The organism is Pantoea sp. X-Soil-TKNS-1211 (assembly GCF_059730495.1).
Map to the genome: position 1 here is coordinate 318,052 of NZ_AP035956.1, position 14,602 is coordinate 332,653.

A 14,602-nucleotide genomic window follows, 5' to 3' on the forward strand; every position below is an offset into this window, starting at 1 on the left:
GTTGCTCCCCCTATAACTCTGTTTTTGAGGTTTCTCTTGCATACCAGGTCGCTACCAAGGTTAAGCAGGCAATAACAATCAGCATGACCGACACGGCCCAGGTCGCACCGTTGGCCCATACCAGGAGCGCGGCTGCCGCCACTGGCACGACACCCCCGCCCAGCGCACCACCGATCTGCATGCCCATCGAGGCACCGGTATAACGCAGGTGGGTAGGAAACAGTTCGCACATCCAGGCTGCTTCCGGGCCAAACATAATGCCCTGTCCCAGGCTGACGGCGATGGCTACCGTCACAGCAATAATGGTCGGGTCGCGGGTATCAAACAGCATGAACAAAGGAAAGGCGGCGAAGATGGCAAACAGACAACCGGCAAAAAATAGCGGTTTTCGTCCGAAGCGGTCAGATAAATAGCCCGCAAGCGGAATCGTGATGAGTTCCAGTGCCGCCGCGCAGATCAGGCCGTTCAGGATCACCGTTTTCGGTAAACCGAGGTGCTGGGTCACATAACTGACACCAAAGACAGTGATGGTCACGACCCAGGCGATTTCAGACAGTTTCAATCCAATCGCCGTGAAAAAAGTGTGCTTATGGTGGCGAAGAACCTCAATGAACGGGATGGAAGGCGCTTTTTCAACGTGCTGAGCCTCCTGAAATATTGGGCTTTCATTGACATATAATCGAATGAGCGCACCGACAAGGACCAAAACGATGCTGATCAGAAAAGGAATTCGCCAACCCCAGCTAAGGAAACTCTCCTGTGGTAGCAGGGTTATCAATGCGAATGCCCCGGTTGAAAGCAGAACACCTAGCGGGTATCCCAATTGGATTAAGCTGCCGATCAGTCCGCGTCGATGCTTTGGTGCATGTTCAACCGCCAAAGCGACCGAACCACCCCATTCTCCCCCAATTCCCAACCCCTGGATAAAGCGTAGGGTTATCAATAGCAACGGTGCCCACAGGCCAATCTGTTGATAGGTCGGCAGACAACCAATTAAAAAAGTGCCTAACCCCATGATCAGCAACGTTAACGTGAGCATCGCTTTCCTGCCAAACCTGTCACCAAAATGACCAAAGATCACACCACCCAGCGGGCGGGAAAAGTAACCCACCGCGTAGGTTCCTAACGACAAAATGACACCAATTGCAGGATCGACGGCGGGGAAGAAAAGATGATTGAAGACCAACGCCGCGGCCGTTCCATAAATCACAAAGTCATACCACTCAATGATCGAACCAATCACGCTGGCATACAGCACGCGTTTCATTTGCGGACTGAACAAAGCCTCAGGCTCGGCGGACGTCATAATATTAACCATAACAGCCTCATTTTGCATATAGGATAATTTTTTACACTATTTGCAAAGCTAGAGTTGTGCCAGGTTTTTGCCAAGAGGTGATAATTTTTCAACTAATTGATTGTTTTGCTTTTTAAGAGTTAGAAACTTCAGAGGATGATGAAAATCGTTATATAATCAATTATATAATGATATTGAGTTGCACCAGTGCGGCTAACATTTGCTCTAGATTCGTGCAGTGACTGACCAGGACTTCCAGCTCATATACCTCACGATCAGGGTCAATCTGGATGTCGAACCGGCATGCGTAGACCCCTTTGGTATCTACCGATATGCAAATTTTCCTTTAAACGGGCTTAAGGCGCGAACGCGCCCTATCCATAGCAGTGATACCTGGGTATCACTGTGGTACGTGATCATCGTCCAGCTCAAATCTTACACTGACATTACCTGTATGTTTGAATATTCCTGCGCCGGAATGAATGTGTCCAATTTTCTGCAGGTTGCTGATACGCTCACCGTTTTGCCCGTACATGATCACAAAGCTATGGCGAGGAGCCCAGTATACGATGTCGCCTACCTCATACCCGCTTGTCTGCATTTCACTGGCTGGCAGCGCGTCAGAGAATCGATAACACATTTCACGGTTATACAAATCCTCCATAGGCAAAGTCAGCGGGAATCTGGAAATCAGCGCACGGGTCGTGGCGTTATCATAAAACGTGGCGATCATTGTATGGTCGCCAGCAGTAATTTTTACTTTTATATCAGTTGAGACAGCAGCCATCGCAGAAAATGAAGCAGCACCAATGGAAGCCAGAGCGAGTAAAGTGGGTTTAAACATAAAACCTCCAGTTATATCTTTTCATATTCAGGAAAACGACACCTGCGTAATGAGATGTCGTCCGGGAAGGGTATGACGGCTTATCGGGTACTGTTCAGGTCTTTATTAAAGAATGAAATAAGCTTGTCCCAGGGGATAAACTCGGTACGGTCATACAGATCGATGCGGTTGGCACCTTATCGCAGAACGCCTGATGAGTAGTCCCGCGACAATGGCGGTGCTCAGCACGGCCAGCGCACCGGCCAGAAAGATATTTTCAAGCCCAAGATGACCACCCAGCCACCCAAACGCCGGGCTGCCAACGGCCATAGCCACATCAAGAAAGGCTGTGTAGATACCCATCACCATGCCCCGGCTTTGCGGCGATGCACCGCTGATGGCTTCAATACCCAGGCCCGGGTAAACCAGTGAATAGCCAAAGCCGGCAAACGCAGCCCCGGCGGATGCCGTCAGCGGGGTTCTGGCGAACCACATCAGAAATAGCCCTGTCGCCTGGACCAGTACGAAGATGAGCGCGACGCGCGCACCGCCGAAACGGTCCGGCAGGTGACCGGCCAAGGTGCGGGCCACAATCAGGGCAATACCGAACGCGGTGAATGCCATCCACACCGGCTGCCAGTGCATGGCGCTGTAGTAAAGTGAGCTGAACGCCAGGATGGTGCAGTAGCCCGTGCTGGCAAGCGCAGCGCCCAGACCGGGTAACCACACCGCCTTCATGACCGAACCAAACGAAGCGTGAGCGTCGTGTGGGTGCGGGGCTACGGCAGGCATGCGTGACAGGTAAATCAGCACGAGCAGGGGCAACAGCAGGGTTATCAGCGCAATGGCTTTGAAGCCAAACGCGCCGTAGAGCAATGTCCCCACCGGTCCGCCAAGAGCCATGGCGGCAAACATGGCCGTTCCGACCCAGGCTATCACCTTTCCGGCATGTGCTTTATCAACCAGCGCCAGCCCCCAGGCTACACCACCCGTGATGATGAAGCTTTCAGCGCCGCCCAGAATGGCCCGGCCCGCCATCAGGATGCCGACCGACAGGGCAGGTAAGCTCGTTACCCAGAGTGACACCAGATAAAGCAGTCCGGCCGCCGCTGCGGCAATCAGTCCGACGACCACGCCTTTTTTTGCCCCGCAGCGGTCAGAATAAGAGCCTGACCAGATGCGTGAAATAAGTGAGGCGGCAAATTGCGCCCCCGCCACTAACCCCACGATGAAGCTCCCGTATCCCAGACTGTTTTCCACATGCAGTGGCAGAACGGGAAGCGCCACACCAATAATAATAAAGCCGACCAGCACTGCGGTGATGACCGGCATCAGGGTCATCAGTACCGAAGAGCCGACGGTCGTGGAAGAATGGTTAACCGGCATATCAGTCTGACTCCTTCATTCTGTCGAAACTAAAAACGTAATCATTACCTGACTGCGAGGTATGGCAGGCGCGACACCGGTCAAGGTTTTCGCCTGGCCTGACCGTGCGGTCCGGATTGAACCACTGAAACTCCCAGTCGCCCGTGCGAAGCTCTGCTGGATGCGCTTGCCCCCATCCTTTGCGCTTCTCCATGACCACATACCGGTAAAGCTGATGGTTCCGGTAATCTTCCATGGTGATAACCGTCCCTTCAGGCAGCGGTTCACCGCGACTGGCCGCCGCAATGGCTTCCGGCGTGGTATACAGCTCCTCGCGTGTATCGCCGCGTACGATGCTGCCGTAGTGTTTTCCCTGCGCGTATCCCACAGGAAATTCCACTTTAGCCTCAGCGGCTGTCGTGTTCGTTAACAACATTGCCGGGACAGTTGCCATCAGCACTGTCAGTAGTTTTAGCCGCCGACATATGTCACCCTGCAGCCGCTCAGCGTGGTTTCCCAGAGGAATATTCAGGCGTAAGGAATCCTGCAGGCTGTCGCGGCAGCCTGTTAATCTTTTTGTCATGATGTTTAATCTCTGAGCTTCCCGTCCGGGAAAATATGTCTGGCTGACGGAGAAGCCGTCTGGCGAGCAGGCGCGTGCCAGACGGGATGATTAATAGAGCTGAACCGTTGGGCGGAACAGAATTTCGTTAACGTCCACCTCATCAGGCTGGCTGATGGCAAATGCCACTACGCGGGCAAATGAGCTGGCCGGGATCGCATTCTCGTAGCTTTTTGCCATACCTTTCGCAACATCCTCATCAGTGATGGTTCCGGTCAACTCGGAGTCTACTGCACCAGGCGAAACGATGGTCGTGCGGATATTCCAGGGCTTCACTTCCTGACGCAAGCCTTCAGAAATAGCCCGGACGGCCCATTTGGTGCCGGCATAGACCGCCCCGCCGGGACCAACCTTATGTCCGGCGACGGATGAGACGTTGATTATCTGACCGGACTTCTGCTCTTTCATCTTCGGCAACGCCGCCGCGATGCCGTAGAGCACGCCCTTGATATTGACGTCGATCATGCGATCCCATTCGTCAATTTTCAGCTTGTCGAGCATTGAGCCTGGCATCAGGCCAGCGTTATTAATGAGTACGTCAATGCGGCCGTGCAGCTCGATCGCCCGGTCAACCAGAGCCTGAACCTGTGCCCGGTCCGTCACGTCGGTGCTCAGAACGGCACGGGTATCCAGCCCCAGCTCGGCGGCCAGACTTTCAAGCCGGTCCAACCGACGGGCACCCAGCACTACTTTCGCGCCCTGGCCTGCCAGATGACGTGCCGTTTCGGCCCCCAGTCCGCTGCTTGCGCCGGTGATAACAACAACTTTATTTTCAATATTCTGGGACATAGTGTTTTCCTTACGGCGGGCTTTCACTCCTGCCGCTACTTTGCCAGCTCAAGCTGTTTCGGCAACAGGATCGTCTGGTTGCGTGCGATAACATCGGCCATGGTGGTCAGGCTCCGGCCACGCGGCGACAGGTCTGAGCTCTTCCAGAGTTTGCTGACCAACCGGGTATCGGCATAGCGCGCCAGCACGGGAGAAACCGTCTGCATATCAGCTTCTGACAGCGGGCCTCTCTGGAAGCCCGCATCGGCAATGGCCCCGCCGGAACCGAGAGTAAGCGCCAGAGCCGCGGCTGTTGATTTTTCCATCCTTTCCTCCGGTTCAGCGATACTGCTCGTCGGTGACGGGCTCCTGCCATTCAACATTGCTGCCGTCCACCATATACGTCATGGCCAGGTGGCTCATCGGCGACGTGGCCGTCGCGCCGTGCCAGTGGCGTACCGATGCCGGTATCCACACCACGTCGCCCGGGCTGATTTCCTGACGTGCTTTGCCCTGTTCCTGGACCCAGCCCTTTCCTGCTGTGACAATCAGCAGCTGGCCGGCCGGATGCCTATGCCATACGGTACGCGCGCCGGGTACGAAATCCACCTGACCCAGGTTTGCCCGGGTGCTGTCGTTCGGCGGTAGCAGCGAGCTGATAACCGCCTGTCCCGTAAAGTTCTCAGCTTTGCCCGATACGGAAGGCGTTTGTCCGTTCCGGCGGATCAAAATTTCATCGGCCGACACCTGCGCCGTACCGAGTACAGCCATTGCTGCCGCTGCGATAATACCTTTCATCTTGATGTACTCCTTATATCTGTCGCCGGCTTCAGCCGCATTCAGCCCCGCATACTGCCGGGCAAGTACATTACAGATGCTGAAGCTGTTTACCCTGAATACCTCTTCAGCATCTGGTTAATTTATGAACATGGGTAGTATATCGGAGGACTTATTCAGTGATTAGATGCTAAATTCAGATTGAAATAATAAGGAGGGCTTTTAAATGGCAGGTGAAAACCTTAACGATCTCGCTGCGTTTATGGTGGTGGCGAAAGAGCAGAATTTTACGCGTGCCGCCAAGCGGCTGGGCGTATCTCAGTCTGCTCTGAGTCAGACGGTCCGGACACTTGAGGCGCGACTGGGACTGAGGTTGCTGAACCGGACGACGCGTCGCGTCATGCCGACCGAGGCCGGTGAGCGTCTTCTGGCATCCGTAGGTCCCCGGATTGAAGAAATTCAGCAGCAGTTGATGGTACTCACCGAATTACGCGACAAACCTGCAGGTACGATTCGCCTGACGTCAACGGAGTATGCTGCTGAGTCAGTGCTGTGGCCGGCTGTTGAAAAGCTCGTCGAGGAGTACCCGGACATCAAAGTTGAAATCCTGACGGATTATGGTCTGGTTGATATTGTTAAAGACCGCTTTGATGCTGGTGTCCGCCCGGGAGAAACCATTGCCAGGGACATGATTGCGATAAGAATAGGTCCTCCTATGCGTATGGCCGTCGCGGGTTCGCCTGCATATTTCAGCAACAGGCCAGTGCCCAAAACTCCTCAGCAGCTGACAGAACATTGCTGTATCAATTTGCGACTTTCAGGACACGGTGGACTCTACGCCTGGGAGTTTGAAAAAGAAAGACGAGAGCTGAACGTGCGGGTTGATGGGCAGCTTGTATTCAATACTGGCAGCATGATCTTAAAAGCCGCGCTGGCGGGACGCGGTCTCGCCTACCTGCCAGAAGCCCAGCTTGAGCCTTATATCACGTCAGGACAACTGATAAGAGTCCTGGATGAATGGTGTGAACCCTTTTCTGGATACCATCTTTATTATCCCAGCCATCGGCAGCCTACACCTGCATTTGCCCTGCTGGTTGACGCGCTTCGCTATTCGAATCGCAAAGCGTCCGTTTAAGAGGAAAGAATCGTGTCTTTTTTTCATTGTTTCAGGCAAGCCAGCTTAAGACTGACCTCCTAAGATGAGTGCCATTGTTAACGGCCGTGACGTTATTACGGTTTCTTACCGCACACATGAAACGAGGTTTTTACATGGCAAAAATGAAAGCAGTCCAGGTTCTCGCTAAAGGCGAGCCGATGCAGCTTGTTGAGAAAGATATTCCAGAACCAAAACATGGTCAGGTCTTGATCCGCGTTGAGGCCTGTGGCGTCTGTCACGGCGATGCAAAGGTAAGTGAAGGGATGTCCTCCTCTTTCCCTCGCATACCGGGACATGAAGTGGTGGGTGTCGTTGAGAAGTCAGGTCCTGGAGCATCTAAGTGGAAAGTGGGCCAGCGTGTAGGTGCTGGCTGGCACGGTGGCCACGGTCATACTACAGCACTGACTATCGATGGCGGATATGCAGAGTATTGATGCGGTAACCCTCATGGGTGAGTATTCTGAGACTGACGGGTTTATCATGCTGAGGCTGTATCTATCCCTCAGGCTGACTTTCTGAATACAACCACATCTCAGGCTCTTCACTACCACGTTTGATCCAGTAATAGCCTTCCCCGGCCGCTTAACGAGCATCCACAATCCGGAGGTAATTGCGGATCCCATTTCAGAGCAGTTTGTTTGCTGCTTCAAGTATTTCATCGCTTGAAAGGGTTCGGTCAGAGGCAACGTGAACCACCAATGAGTCGCCGGTCAGGGAGGGAAAACCTGCAGACATAATTTGAAGCTGAACTTCTTGTCCGTTAGGATATTCCCGGCGGATAGAGGTGACGCCATCCATCAAGCTCATCACTATTGCGGGGCCTAAATTAAAGAAAACGATAACTCGTTTCATATGTATCCTATGAGCCAGTGAATACCGACCCTATCACGCTCCCTGGCACTTAGCTTGTAAATACTCCTCCCTGAGTAACTCTTTACAATCATTGCTCTATCTGGCGCTGCTCCTGTGTTTAAATTGAAGCTGAATCAACACACTTTCCAGCGCTGAATATCCTCGCTGTTCAAGGCCAGAGAACTATTCGAGTCCCTTTCTGAGAAGATTTGCAGCATCGCGTGCAAAAGCTTTAGTCTGCAAATCTTTTGAAGAAGCTGACATTCTTTCAAGTTCATACAAAATGTTAGCCTTACTTAGTTCTGCCCCTCTGGCGGTTAACTCAATGACAGCTGCTCCAATAGCACATCCAATCATCGCTGCCCTGTGTGATCTGGTTTCGTTCATAAGACATATGTGAGCAATCAGTTTGACTTAGGATAAAAATAGATCGAAACAGCGATATTTCAAGATAACGTAACATACTAATTTATATCGATATTAACGCTCCTTGCGAATTTTTCCCTTTGTTGCCGCATTATTTCTCCGTGAGGCGGAAGCCGGGGTTTCTGCCCGGGAGCGCTGCCGTAAGCATGCTATTTCAGACGCCACCTTTACACCTGGCGCAAGAAGTTTGTCGGCATGGCAGTCCTTTGAGGGGTCGTCAGTCAGCCAGCAACTGACAATGGTCATGGACGCCGCTGAAATCCTGACTCGTCAGGGATGAGGTGGCAATGTTCGCGTCTTACTTGCGGAATGGAGCGGTAAAGGCCAACTTTCCTGCAAGTATGTCGATAATCAAATCATGTGGAAAGATCGTTTCCTCGGTTTGTCTGAGTTCCTCTAAAATTCGCGTAAGGCAGCCTGCTCAAAGGATTCATTGAGTTCAAGCCCCCCACCCGGCGTTGCCCAGTATGATTTGCCACTTAAAGCATCATTTTTATGGCAAAAATTAAACAGCAGGACATGATTTTCAGGAGAAAGAACTATCAACCGGGATGATGGACGAGTACGCACAAAACCTCTCTCTGGTTCAACCTAAAACAAACGGGTTCCGAACAGCTATATAAACATAACTCAACGCCTGAATCGCCCAAAAAACTGACATTCATTATGGTTTTATCCGCATGTCGCATCAGCTTTTCGCTCATTCATAACCAGAGGCTGCCACTGGCTGACTTTTTTATCGGTTTCCCTTTTCTGCTTCACTATGTGAAGCAATTTACTGATTTGTTCTTTGATTCGCTTCACGCAATCTGGTCCTGCCAACGCAACCTATCCACAAAATTCATACGCTAACTTCCAAGACATAACGCGCCTCCCTGTGGCGTGGCATTTATCCTCTGGAGGTCGTATGGAGAATTCAACCCGCCACTATGGCGGCGAGTACATGGCGACAAAAACGAAAAATCCGCCCAAACGTATTGCCAGAATCATGATGGCTGCCGGGATTGGTCATTTTATCGAATGGTTCGATTTTGGCTTGTACGGCACCTTAGCGGCGATTATTGCCAGCAACTTCTTTGTCAGTTCCGATCCTGCCACCGCACTTTTGAAGTCCTTCGCCGTGTTTGGCTCAGGCTTTTTAATGCGGCCGCTGGGGGGGTTATTTTTCGGTTCAATGGGCGATCGGCTGGGACGACGCAAAGTGCTGGTGACGGTGATCGTCATTACTTCTCTGTCCACTTTTGCGATGGGGATTCTACCGACCTGGCACCAGGTCGGAATTATCGCGCCGGTACTGCTGGTGATAACCCGGTTGGTACAAGGTTTCGCGGCAGGCGGCGAAAGCTCCGGCGTCATCACCTATCTGGCGGAGAGTGCTGAGCCACATCGTCGCGCAACACTTACCTGCTGGAGCGAGAACTTCAGTTTTATGGCATTTGTCTGCGGCTCAGGTCTGGTATTGCTTTTGACCTGGTGGTTGGGTGAGACAGCGATGAATGACTGGGGCTGGCGCATTCCGTTCCTGCTGGCTGCCCCGCTCGGATTAGGTGGGTTATATATGCGCCGCAACATGGAGGACTCGGCGGAATTTCACATGTTGAAAGCCAGCGGAAAAATCGAACGGTCCCCACTGCGCACCGCCCTCAAAACCTCCTTGTCGGCGTTGCTGTTTTGCACCGGTTTCGTGGTGATCAAAGCGGTCAGCAGCTGGGTGCTGCAATCGTTTATGCCCGGCTACTTGTCAACGCATCTGCACTACAGCCGCACCGATTCCTATCTTATTACCACGCTGGGCTTGCTGAGTGTCGCCATCTGCATGCCCATTACCGGCTATCTGTCGGATAAATGGGGACGGCGGCCACTGATGCTCGTGGGATGCGCCGGTTTCATGCTGTTGACCTATCCCGCCATGCTGTTGATGACACAGGGATCGGTGGGTAGTTCCATCGCGGCGATGAGCATGTTGGGAGTGTTTGTTGCGCTCTTCAATGGTGGCTGCGGTGCCGCGATGGTCGAACTCTTCCCAACCGCGATCCGTTATGGTGGCATCGCCATGTCCTACAACCTCACTGTGGCAGTGTTTGGCGGTGTAACGCCGCTGGCCTCAGCCAGTCTGATCTCCTTCACGGGTGACCCGCTCTCTCCCGCCTGGTATGTGATGGTCACCGCGTTGATCTCATTCATTGCGGTGTGGTTTGCCAAAGAAACTGCCGGAAAAGTGTTGAACTAACGGAAGCTGGAGCCTTTATGCACATAACGAATGTTGAGTGTTTCCCACTCAAAATTACCCCGGACCAGGCCTATCTCGGTGGCAAGGCGGACGGAAACGCCGCCGATTACTACTATCGCCCGGAATACCGCTGTGTCTATTCCCGCAAGATGGAAACCTGCCTGGTGAAAATTACCAGCAGCGAAGGCCATGTCGGTTGGGGAGAAGCGCTGGCACCCGTGGTGCCACAGGTCATCGCGGAATTGATTAATCAGCTGTTTACCCCCCTGTTGATCGGACAATCACCGCTCTCCAGCGGCGTGCTCAACGCCAGGATGTATGACTCCATGCGCGACCGCGGTCACATCAGCGGTTATCACATCGATGCCATCGCTGGGGTGGATATCGCATTGTGGGATCTCAAAGGCAAAATTCTCGGCCTGCCGGTCCACCAATTACTTGGTGGCGCGTTTCGCGATTCGGTTCCTTGTTATGTCTCTGGATTGCCTGAACCCGATATCGACAGCCGTTGTCGGCTCGCCATGCAATGGCAGGAGAAAGGCTTCAATGCCGTTAAGTTAGCGTTGGGTTACGGGGTGCGTGAAGACATCAAAAATATCCGCGCCATCCGCGAAACACTCGGCGATGAAGCACACATTTTTCTCGATGCGCACTGGAATTACAGCGTGGCGGATGCCACCGAATTGGCGGCGCAGCTGCACACGCTGGGAGTCGGTTTTCTGGAAGCCCCGCTCCTGCCAGAAGATATCGCCGGTCATCGCGAATTACGGGCGAAAAGCGCAATCAGCATTGCTTTAGGCGAGACCGAGCGCACTCGCTATCAGTTCAAAGCGGTGATTGAACAGCGTGCGGCCGACATTCTGCAACCCGATGTCGGCAGAACCGGCATCAGTGAACTGATGCACATCGCGTCTCTGGCCGAAACATGGAATCTGCGCGTTGCACCGCATTTAAGCGTGGGCTTAGGGCCGTGCATCGCCGCGTCGATTCATGCCGCAGCTGCCATACCCAACCTGTTCATGCTCGAGTACCAACCGCCGGTTTTTGCTATCGCTAATCAACTGTTGAAACAACCCATGATTTGCGAACGCGGTGAGTATCATCTGCCGCAAGGCGCAGGATTAGGCATTGAAATCGATGAAGATCGCGTTCGAAACGTTGTGATGGAGGCATCATGTTAAAAGGTAATGTACCGATTCTTGCCACGGCATTTGATGAGCAAGGTCAGCTGGATTTAGCGTCCATTGAACGTCTGGTGAAATTTCTACTGCAACAAGGCATTGATGGCCTGGCGCTGTTTGGCAATGCCTCCGAAGGCTATGCCTTGACTCGTGACGAGAAGCACGCGTTGTTTAATTGCGTCAAAAAGCAGGTGGGTGATTTGCCGTTGGTGGCTGCGGCTGGCGGTGCGTCATCTGCCGTCGCCATTGAAGAGATCAACCGGGTGCATCGCTGGGGAGCGCAGGTGGCGATGGTCAATCCACCTTCGGTGGTGAAGCCTGGCCCGGAGGAGATTTATCGTTTCTGGCGCGACATCTGCCATGCCTGCGATATCGACATCATGATTCAGGATGCGCCGCTGATGACCGGTGTGAACATTCCCGTGCCAACGCTGGTGCGTTTGTGTCAGGACTTTCCCGCCATCAAGTACATCAAAGTGGAACAACCGCCAACCACACTGAAAATCACTGCTCTAAAACAGGCACTTGGAGAGAATGTGGGCCTGTTTGGCGGCCTGAACGCAGGATTCTTGTTTGAAGAGTTAGGTCGTGGCGTGACGGGCACCATGCCAGCGTGTGAATTCCCGGACGTGATCAACGCCATCCTGGCGGCCTGGCAGCAAAATCGTCAGGCAGCGCAGGCCCTTTTTTATCGTTATCTTCCTTTCCTGCGCTATGGCGTACAACCGGGGATCGGCGTCGCCATTCACAAAGCTGTGCTACGTCAGGCAGGGATTTTCGCCAGTGATTACGTGCGTGAACCGGCGAAAAGTCTGGATGACACTACGCGTCAGGAATTGAAGGAACTGACCGATTTCCTGCCGTTGGCCGTGTTGGGAGACCGCCCATGAACTACATCGCGGTCGATTGGGGCACCAGCAACTTCCGCGCGTTAAGCGTGCGCGATGGCGTGGTAGTTAAGGCGGTGCAAAACAGTTGCGGCGTTGGCAAATGTCAACGCAATGCGTTGCCCGGAATTTTACAACAGCAACTGTTGCGGCTTGAGGATGCTTATGATGAACAATTACCTGTGCTGCTCTGCGGCATGATTGGCAGCAATATCGGTATTGCAGACGCAGGCTATCTCGACATGCCACTCAACTTTTCGCAACTGTTCGGTAAGGGCATGACGTTGCCGGGTATCTTGCCAAATCCGCTGACCTTGCGGCCCGGCATTTGCGACAAACGGGTGAATGAGATCTGTCGGGGCGAAGAGATGCAACTGGCTGGTGCGTTAACCCACTCTGATGCCAGCACATTTGCTGCCGTCGGCACCCACAGCAAGTGGCTCAGGGTTGAGCGTTCGCAGCAGTTGGTCACAGGTTTACAGACCTTAATGACCGGCGAGCTTTATCATCTGCTGCTCAATCATTCCGTGGTGGGAAAAGGCCTGCCGGAACAGGTTCCCTCCCCGGCAGCCTTTCAGGCTGGGGTAGAGACGGCTCTGACAGTGGTGCGCGAAGAACTTGAACTGGTGACAGAACTGTTTCGCTGTCGAGGGCGCTACATTCTTGATGCATTGGCAAAGGAGGACGTCGCTTCATGGCTTTCCGGATTGCTCATGGGATACGAAATTGCGCGCGGTCATCCCGGCGGGGCTAAAACGGTGTGTTTTATTGGCAGCGAAACGCTGCTGCCGCATTACCAGCAGGCCTGCGAAATTATGCATCTTGGTTGTGAGTTATTACCTGCCGAAATCGCCATGATCACCGGACTGAATAAGGTATTTGGTTATGGAGCGTAATCAACGAATCATCGCAATAATGCGCGGAATAACGCCAGATGACGCGGTGCCTCATATTGCCTGTTTATTGCAGCATGGCATCCATCGCGTGGAAATCACCACCAACTCACCCGACTGGGAAACCAGCCTGGATAACGTTCGCCAGCGCTTTGGCAGCGATATCCAACTCGGTGTGGGCACCGTCACTACGACGGATCAGGTGCGGCGCTGTATTGCCGCCGCTGCCGATTTCATCCTCACGCCCAATCTCAACCCGCAGGTCATTGCGTCGGCCAAACAACAGGGTCTTTTCGTCTGCGCGGGGGTGTTTACGCCTGGTGAAATATTCACTGCTGTCGATCTGGGGGTCGATGTGATGAAAATATTTCCCGCCTGCGCGCTGCCGCGTAATTACCCGCAACTGATAAAAGGTCCACTTTCTCAGCCCGTCAGCTTTTCCGCTGTGGGTGGCGTGGAGGTGGAAAATGCCGGTGAGTTTCTGCGCTATTACGATACGGTTGGGTTAGGCTCAACACTGTATAAACCCGGCCAGCGCGTGACCGACACCGCTGCGCGTTGCGAACTACTGCTGCAACATCGACAGTGATTCACCGCTAATTTTCTTCGCCGCCGACGTCAGGTACAAACGCAAACTTTCAATATCCATTTTCTCACGGCTGATATTCGACAACGCTATCGCTGCCTGCATACCGGGAATATTGCAGGCCAGGCGATAGTCATTCGTACCAAAATCTTTGGTGAATACCTGATGCCGCCGCGCCTCGTCAATATCCTTTCGGAGCAGTTGATAATCGTGAATGCCGATCTGGCCGATAATTTCTTCATCACTCATTGCCGACAGCAATTTAATGCCGATCACCGAATCATGCACGGGGTAAGATTCATAATTACCAATGGCGCGCGCAATACTTTTTCCACCACGGGTATGAATCAAATAGACCACGTTTTTCCCACTCAGCACGCCGATCACGATGGAGATGGTGTGATTCCCGCTCTCTTCCAACAAATCCATCACCGCATTGTAAAACGCCGAGTTATGAATCGCGTGAGCCGATAAGCGGTGGATGCCGATACCCAAACTGTATTTGCGGCTGGCATTGCGTTGCACTATATCCAACGCCAGCAAGGTCTGCATTAAGCGCGTGACCTTCGCGGAATCCAACTCCAGCTCGCGTCCCATTTCGCGAATGCCCTGCGGACGGTTCGCCGTCGCCAATAAGTTCAGGCAGCGGAAGGCATCGTAGACAGTGCTGTTCATGAGAGTCCTTGTAGGGAATTGGGAGTCAGGGAATGATAAATCCTGTTGATTTAGAGGTGATATG

16 protein-coding genes and 2 pseudogenes are annotated in these 14,602 nt (G+C 53.1%); 8 read left to right on the plus strand and 10 right to left on the minus strand.

What is annotated here, in order from left to right; genetic code table 11:
* Positions 1-10 precede the first annotated feature (10 nt).
* The 7 genes from AC6I8W_RS26310 to AC6I8W_RS26340 all read right to left on the minus strand — a co-directional run bounded on the left by AC6I8W_RS26310 (position 11) and on the right by AC6I8W_RS26340 (position 5,673).
* The gene (locus AC6I8W_RS26310; RefSeq protein WP_497839201.1) at positions 11-1,318 is read right to left on the minus strand and encodes an MFS transporter; all 1,308 of its coding nucleotides are present in this window, start codon (positions 1,316-1,318) and stop codon (positions 11-13) included.
* A 379-nt stretch (positions 1,319-1,697) separates the two neighbouring features.
* Entirely contained in the window at positions 1,698-2,141 is a 444-nt protein-coding gene (locus AC6I8W_RS26315) for a cyclophilin-like fold protein (protein ID WP_497839202.1), read from the minus strand.
* Between the two features lie 150 nt (positions 2,142-2,291).
* Positions 2,292-3,506: an arabinose transporter gene (locus AC6I8W_RS26320; RefSeq protein WP_497839203.1), complete on the minus strand. Its 1,215-nt coding sequence runs from the start codon at positions 3,504-3,506 to the stop codon at positions 2,292-2,294.
* 1 nt (position 3,507) lies between these two features.
* Entirely contained in the window at positions 3,508-4,068 is a 561-nt protein-coding gene (locus AC6I8W_RS26325; RefSeq protein WP_497839204.1) for a cytochrome P460 family protein, read from the minus strand.
* A gap of 90 nt (positions 4,069-4,158) precedes the next feature.
* Positions 4,159-4,896, minus strand: a complete 738-nt coding sequence (locus AC6I8W_RS26330; protein WP_497839205.1) for an SDR family oxidoreductase — start codon at positions 4,894-4,896, stop codon at positions 4,159-4,161.
* A 35-nt stretch (positions 4,897-4,931) separates the two neighbouring features.
* A complete protein-coding gene (locus tag AC6I8W_RS26335) occupies positions 4,932-5,201 on the minus strand; it encodes a hypothetical protein (protein ID WP_497839206.1) in 270 nt (89 codons plus the stop codon).
* A gap of 13 nt (positions 5,202-5,214) precedes the next feature.
* Complete coding sequence (locus AC6I8W_RS26340) at positions 5,215-5,673, minus strand: (R)-mandelonitrile lyase (RefSeq protein WP_497839207.1); 459 nt, start codon at positions 5,671-5,673, stop codon at positions 5,215-5,217.
* A gap of 205 nt (positions 5,674-5,878) precedes the next feature.
* On the opposite strand from AC6I8W_RS26340, the gene AC6I8W_RS26345 reads away from it, so the two are divergent.
* Together AC6I8W_RS26345 and AC6I8W_RS26350 are read left to right on the plus strand one after the other, a co-directional pair.
* Positions 5,879-6,787 (plus strand): LysR family transcriptional regulator, encoded by a 909-nt coding sequence (locus tag AC6I8W_RS26345; RefSeq protein WP_497839208.1) that lies wholly within the window; start codon positions 5,879-5,881, stop codon positions 6,785-6,787.
* Between the two features lie 134 nt (positions 6,788-6,921).
* The gene (locus AC6I8W_RS26350; protein WP_497839209.1) at positions 6,922-7,242 is read left to right on the plus strand and encodes an alcohol dehydrogenase catalytic domain-containing protein; all 321 of its coding nucleotides are present in this window, start codon (positions 6,922-6,924) and stop codon (positions 7,240-7,242) included.
* Between the two features lie 190 nt (positions 7,243-7,432).
* Here the strand turns inward: AC6I8W_RS26350 and AC6I8W_RS26355 are convergent, their stop codons facing one another.
* Entirely contained in the window at positions 7,433-7,660 is a 228-nt protein-coding gene (locus AC6I8W_RS26355) for a hypothetical protein (RefSeq protein ID WP_497839210.1), read from the minus strand.
* Positions 7,661-8,150: 490 nt separating this feature from the next.
* Here AC6I8W_RS26355 and AC6I8W_RS26360 point away from each other — a divergent pair.
* Positions 8,151-8,290: pseudogene (locus tag AC6I8W_RS26360) on the plus strand (transposase); the annotation flags it as partial.
* A gap of 198 nt (positions 8,291-8,488) precedes the next feature.
* On the opposite strand, the pseudogene AC6I8W_RS26365 reads toward AC6I8W_RS26360, so the two are convergent.
* A pseudogene (locus AC6I8W_RS26365) lies at positions 8,489-8,656 on the minus strand (NUDIX domain-containing protein); the annotation flags it as partial.
* A 373-nt stretch (positions 8,657-9,029) separates the two neighbouring features.
* Between AC6I8W_RS26365 and AC6I8W_RS26370 the strand changes: the two are divergent.
* Genes AC6I8W_RS26370 through AC6I8W_RS26390 form a run of 5 tightly spaced genes read left to right on the plus strand, consistent with a single transcriptional unit; the run spans position 9,030 to position 13,866 of the window.
* Entirely contained in the window at positions 9,030-10,316 is a 1,287-nt protein-coding gene (locus tag AC6I8W_RS26370) for an MFS transporter (protein WP_497839389.1), read from the plus strand.
* A 17-nt stretch (positions 10,317-10,333) separates the two neighbouring features.
* Positions 10,334-11,497, plus strand: coding sequence for a mandelate racemase/muconate lactonizing enzyme family protein (locus AC6I8W_RS26375; RefSeq protein WP_497839211.1), 1,164 nt, complete (start codon positions 10,334-10,336; stop codon positions 11,495-11,497).
* Positions 11,491-12,387: a dihydrodipicolinate synthase family protein gene (locus AC6I8W_RS26380; RefSeq protein WP_497839212.1), complete on the plus strand. Its 897-nt coding sequence runs from the start codon at positions 11,491-11,493 to the stop codon at positions 12,385-12,387. Before AC6I8W_RS26375 ends, AC6I8W_RS26380 begins: the two co-directional genes overlap by 7 nt.
* Entirely contained in the window at positions 12,384-13,280 is an 897-nt protein-coding gene (locus AC6I8W_RS26385; protein ID WP_497839213.1) for a 2-dehydro-3-deoxygalactonokinase, read from the plus strand. The genes AC6I8W_RS26380 and AC6I8W_RS26385 overlap by 4 nt, the downstream gene beginning before the upstream one ends.
* Complete coding sequence (locus AC6I8W_RS26390) at positions 13,270-13,866, plus strand: bifunctional 4-hydroxy-2-oxoglutarate aldolase/2-dehydro-3-deoxy-phosphogluconate aldolase (RefSeq protein ID WP_497839214.1); 597 nt, start codon at positions 13,270-13,272, stop codon at positions 13,864-13,866. The genes AC6I8W_RS26385 and AC6I8W_RS26390 overlap by 11 nt, the downstream gene beginning before the upstream one ends.
* Here the strand turns inward: AC6I8W_RS26390 and AC6I8W_RS26395 are convergent.
* On the minus strand, positions 13,843-14,538 hold the full coding sequence (locus AC6I8W_RS26395; RefSeq protein WP_497839215.1) for a helix-turn-helix domain-containing protein: 696 nt from the start codon (positions 14,536-14,538) through the stop codon (positions 13,843-13,845). The genes AC6I8W_RS26390 and AC6I8W_RS26395 overlap by 24 nt on opposite strands.
* Positions 14,539-14,602: the final 64 nt, after the last annotated feature.

Excerpts from the sequence above, each read along its gene's own strand:
- AC6I8W_RS26390 (WP_497839214.1), top strand. The coding sequence starts at position 13,270 with ATGGAGCGTAATCAACGAATCATCGCAATAATGCGCGGAATAACGCCA.
- AC6I8W_RS26395 (WP_497839215.1), bottom strand. The coding sequence starts at position 14,538 with ATGAACAGCACTGTCTACGATGCCTTCCGCTGCCTGAACTTATTGGCG.
- AC6I8W_RS26325 (WP_497839204.1), bottom strand. The coding sequence starts at position 4,068 with ATGACAAAAAGATTAACAGGCTGCCGCGACAGCCTGCAGGATTCCTTA.
- AC6I8W_RS26375 (WP_497839211.1), top strand. The coding sequence starts at position 10,334 with ATGCACATAACGAATGTTGAGTGTTTCCCACTCAAAATTACCCCGGAC.
- AC6I8W_RS26380 (WP_497839212.1), top strand. The coding sequence starts at position 11,491 with ATGTTAAAAGGTAATGTACCGATTCTTGCCACGGCATTTGATGAGCAA.
- AC6I8W_RS26320 (WP_497839203.1), bottom strand. The coding sequence starts at position 3,506 with ATGCCGGTTAACCATTCTTCCACGACCGTCGGCTCTTCGGTACTGATG.
- AC6I8W_RS26350 (WP_497839209.1), top strand. The coding sequence starts at position 6,922 with ATGGCAAAAATGAAAGCAGTCCAGGTTCTCGCTAAAGGCGAGCCGATG.
- AC6I8W_RS26335 (WP_497839206.1), bottom strand. The coding sequence starts at position 5,201 with ATGGAAAAATCAACAGCCGCGGCTCTGGCGCTTACTCTCGGTTCCGGC.
- AC6I8W_RS26315 (WP_497839202.1), bottom strand. The coding sequence starts at position 2,141 with ATGTTTAAACCCACTTTACTCGCTCTGGCTTCCATTGGTGCTGCTTCA.
- AC6I8W_RS26345 (WP_497839208.1), top strand. The coding sequence starts at position 5,879 with ATGGCAGGTGAAAACCTTAACGATCTCGCTGCGTTTATGGTGGTGGCG.
- AC6I8W_RS26370 (WP_497839389.1), top strand. The coding sequence starts at position 9,030 with ATGGCGACAAAAACGAAAAATCCGCCCAAACGTATTGCCAGAATCATG.
- AC6I8W_RS26330 (WP_497839205.1), bottom strand. The coding sequence starts at position 4,896 with ATGTCCCAGAATATTGAAAATAAAGTTGTTGTTATCACCGGCGCAAGC.
- AC6I8W_RS26340 (WP_497839207.1), bottom strand. The coding sequence starts at position 5,673 with ATGAAAGGTATTATCGCAGCGGCAGCAATGGCTGTACTCGGTACGGCG.
- AC6I8W_RS26355 (WP_497839210.1), bottom strand. The coding sequence starts at position 7,660 with ATGAAACGAGTTATCGTTTTCTTTAATTTAGGCCCCGCAATAGTGATG.
- AC6I8W_RS26385 (WP_497839213.1), top strand. The coding sequence starts at position 12,384 with ATGAACTACATCGCGGTCGATTGGGGCACCAGCAACTTCCGCGCGTTA.
- AC6I8W_RS26310 (WP_497839201.1), bottom strand. The coding sequence starts at position 1,318 with ATGGTTAATATTATGACGTCCGCCGAGCCTGAGGCTTTGTTCAGTCCG.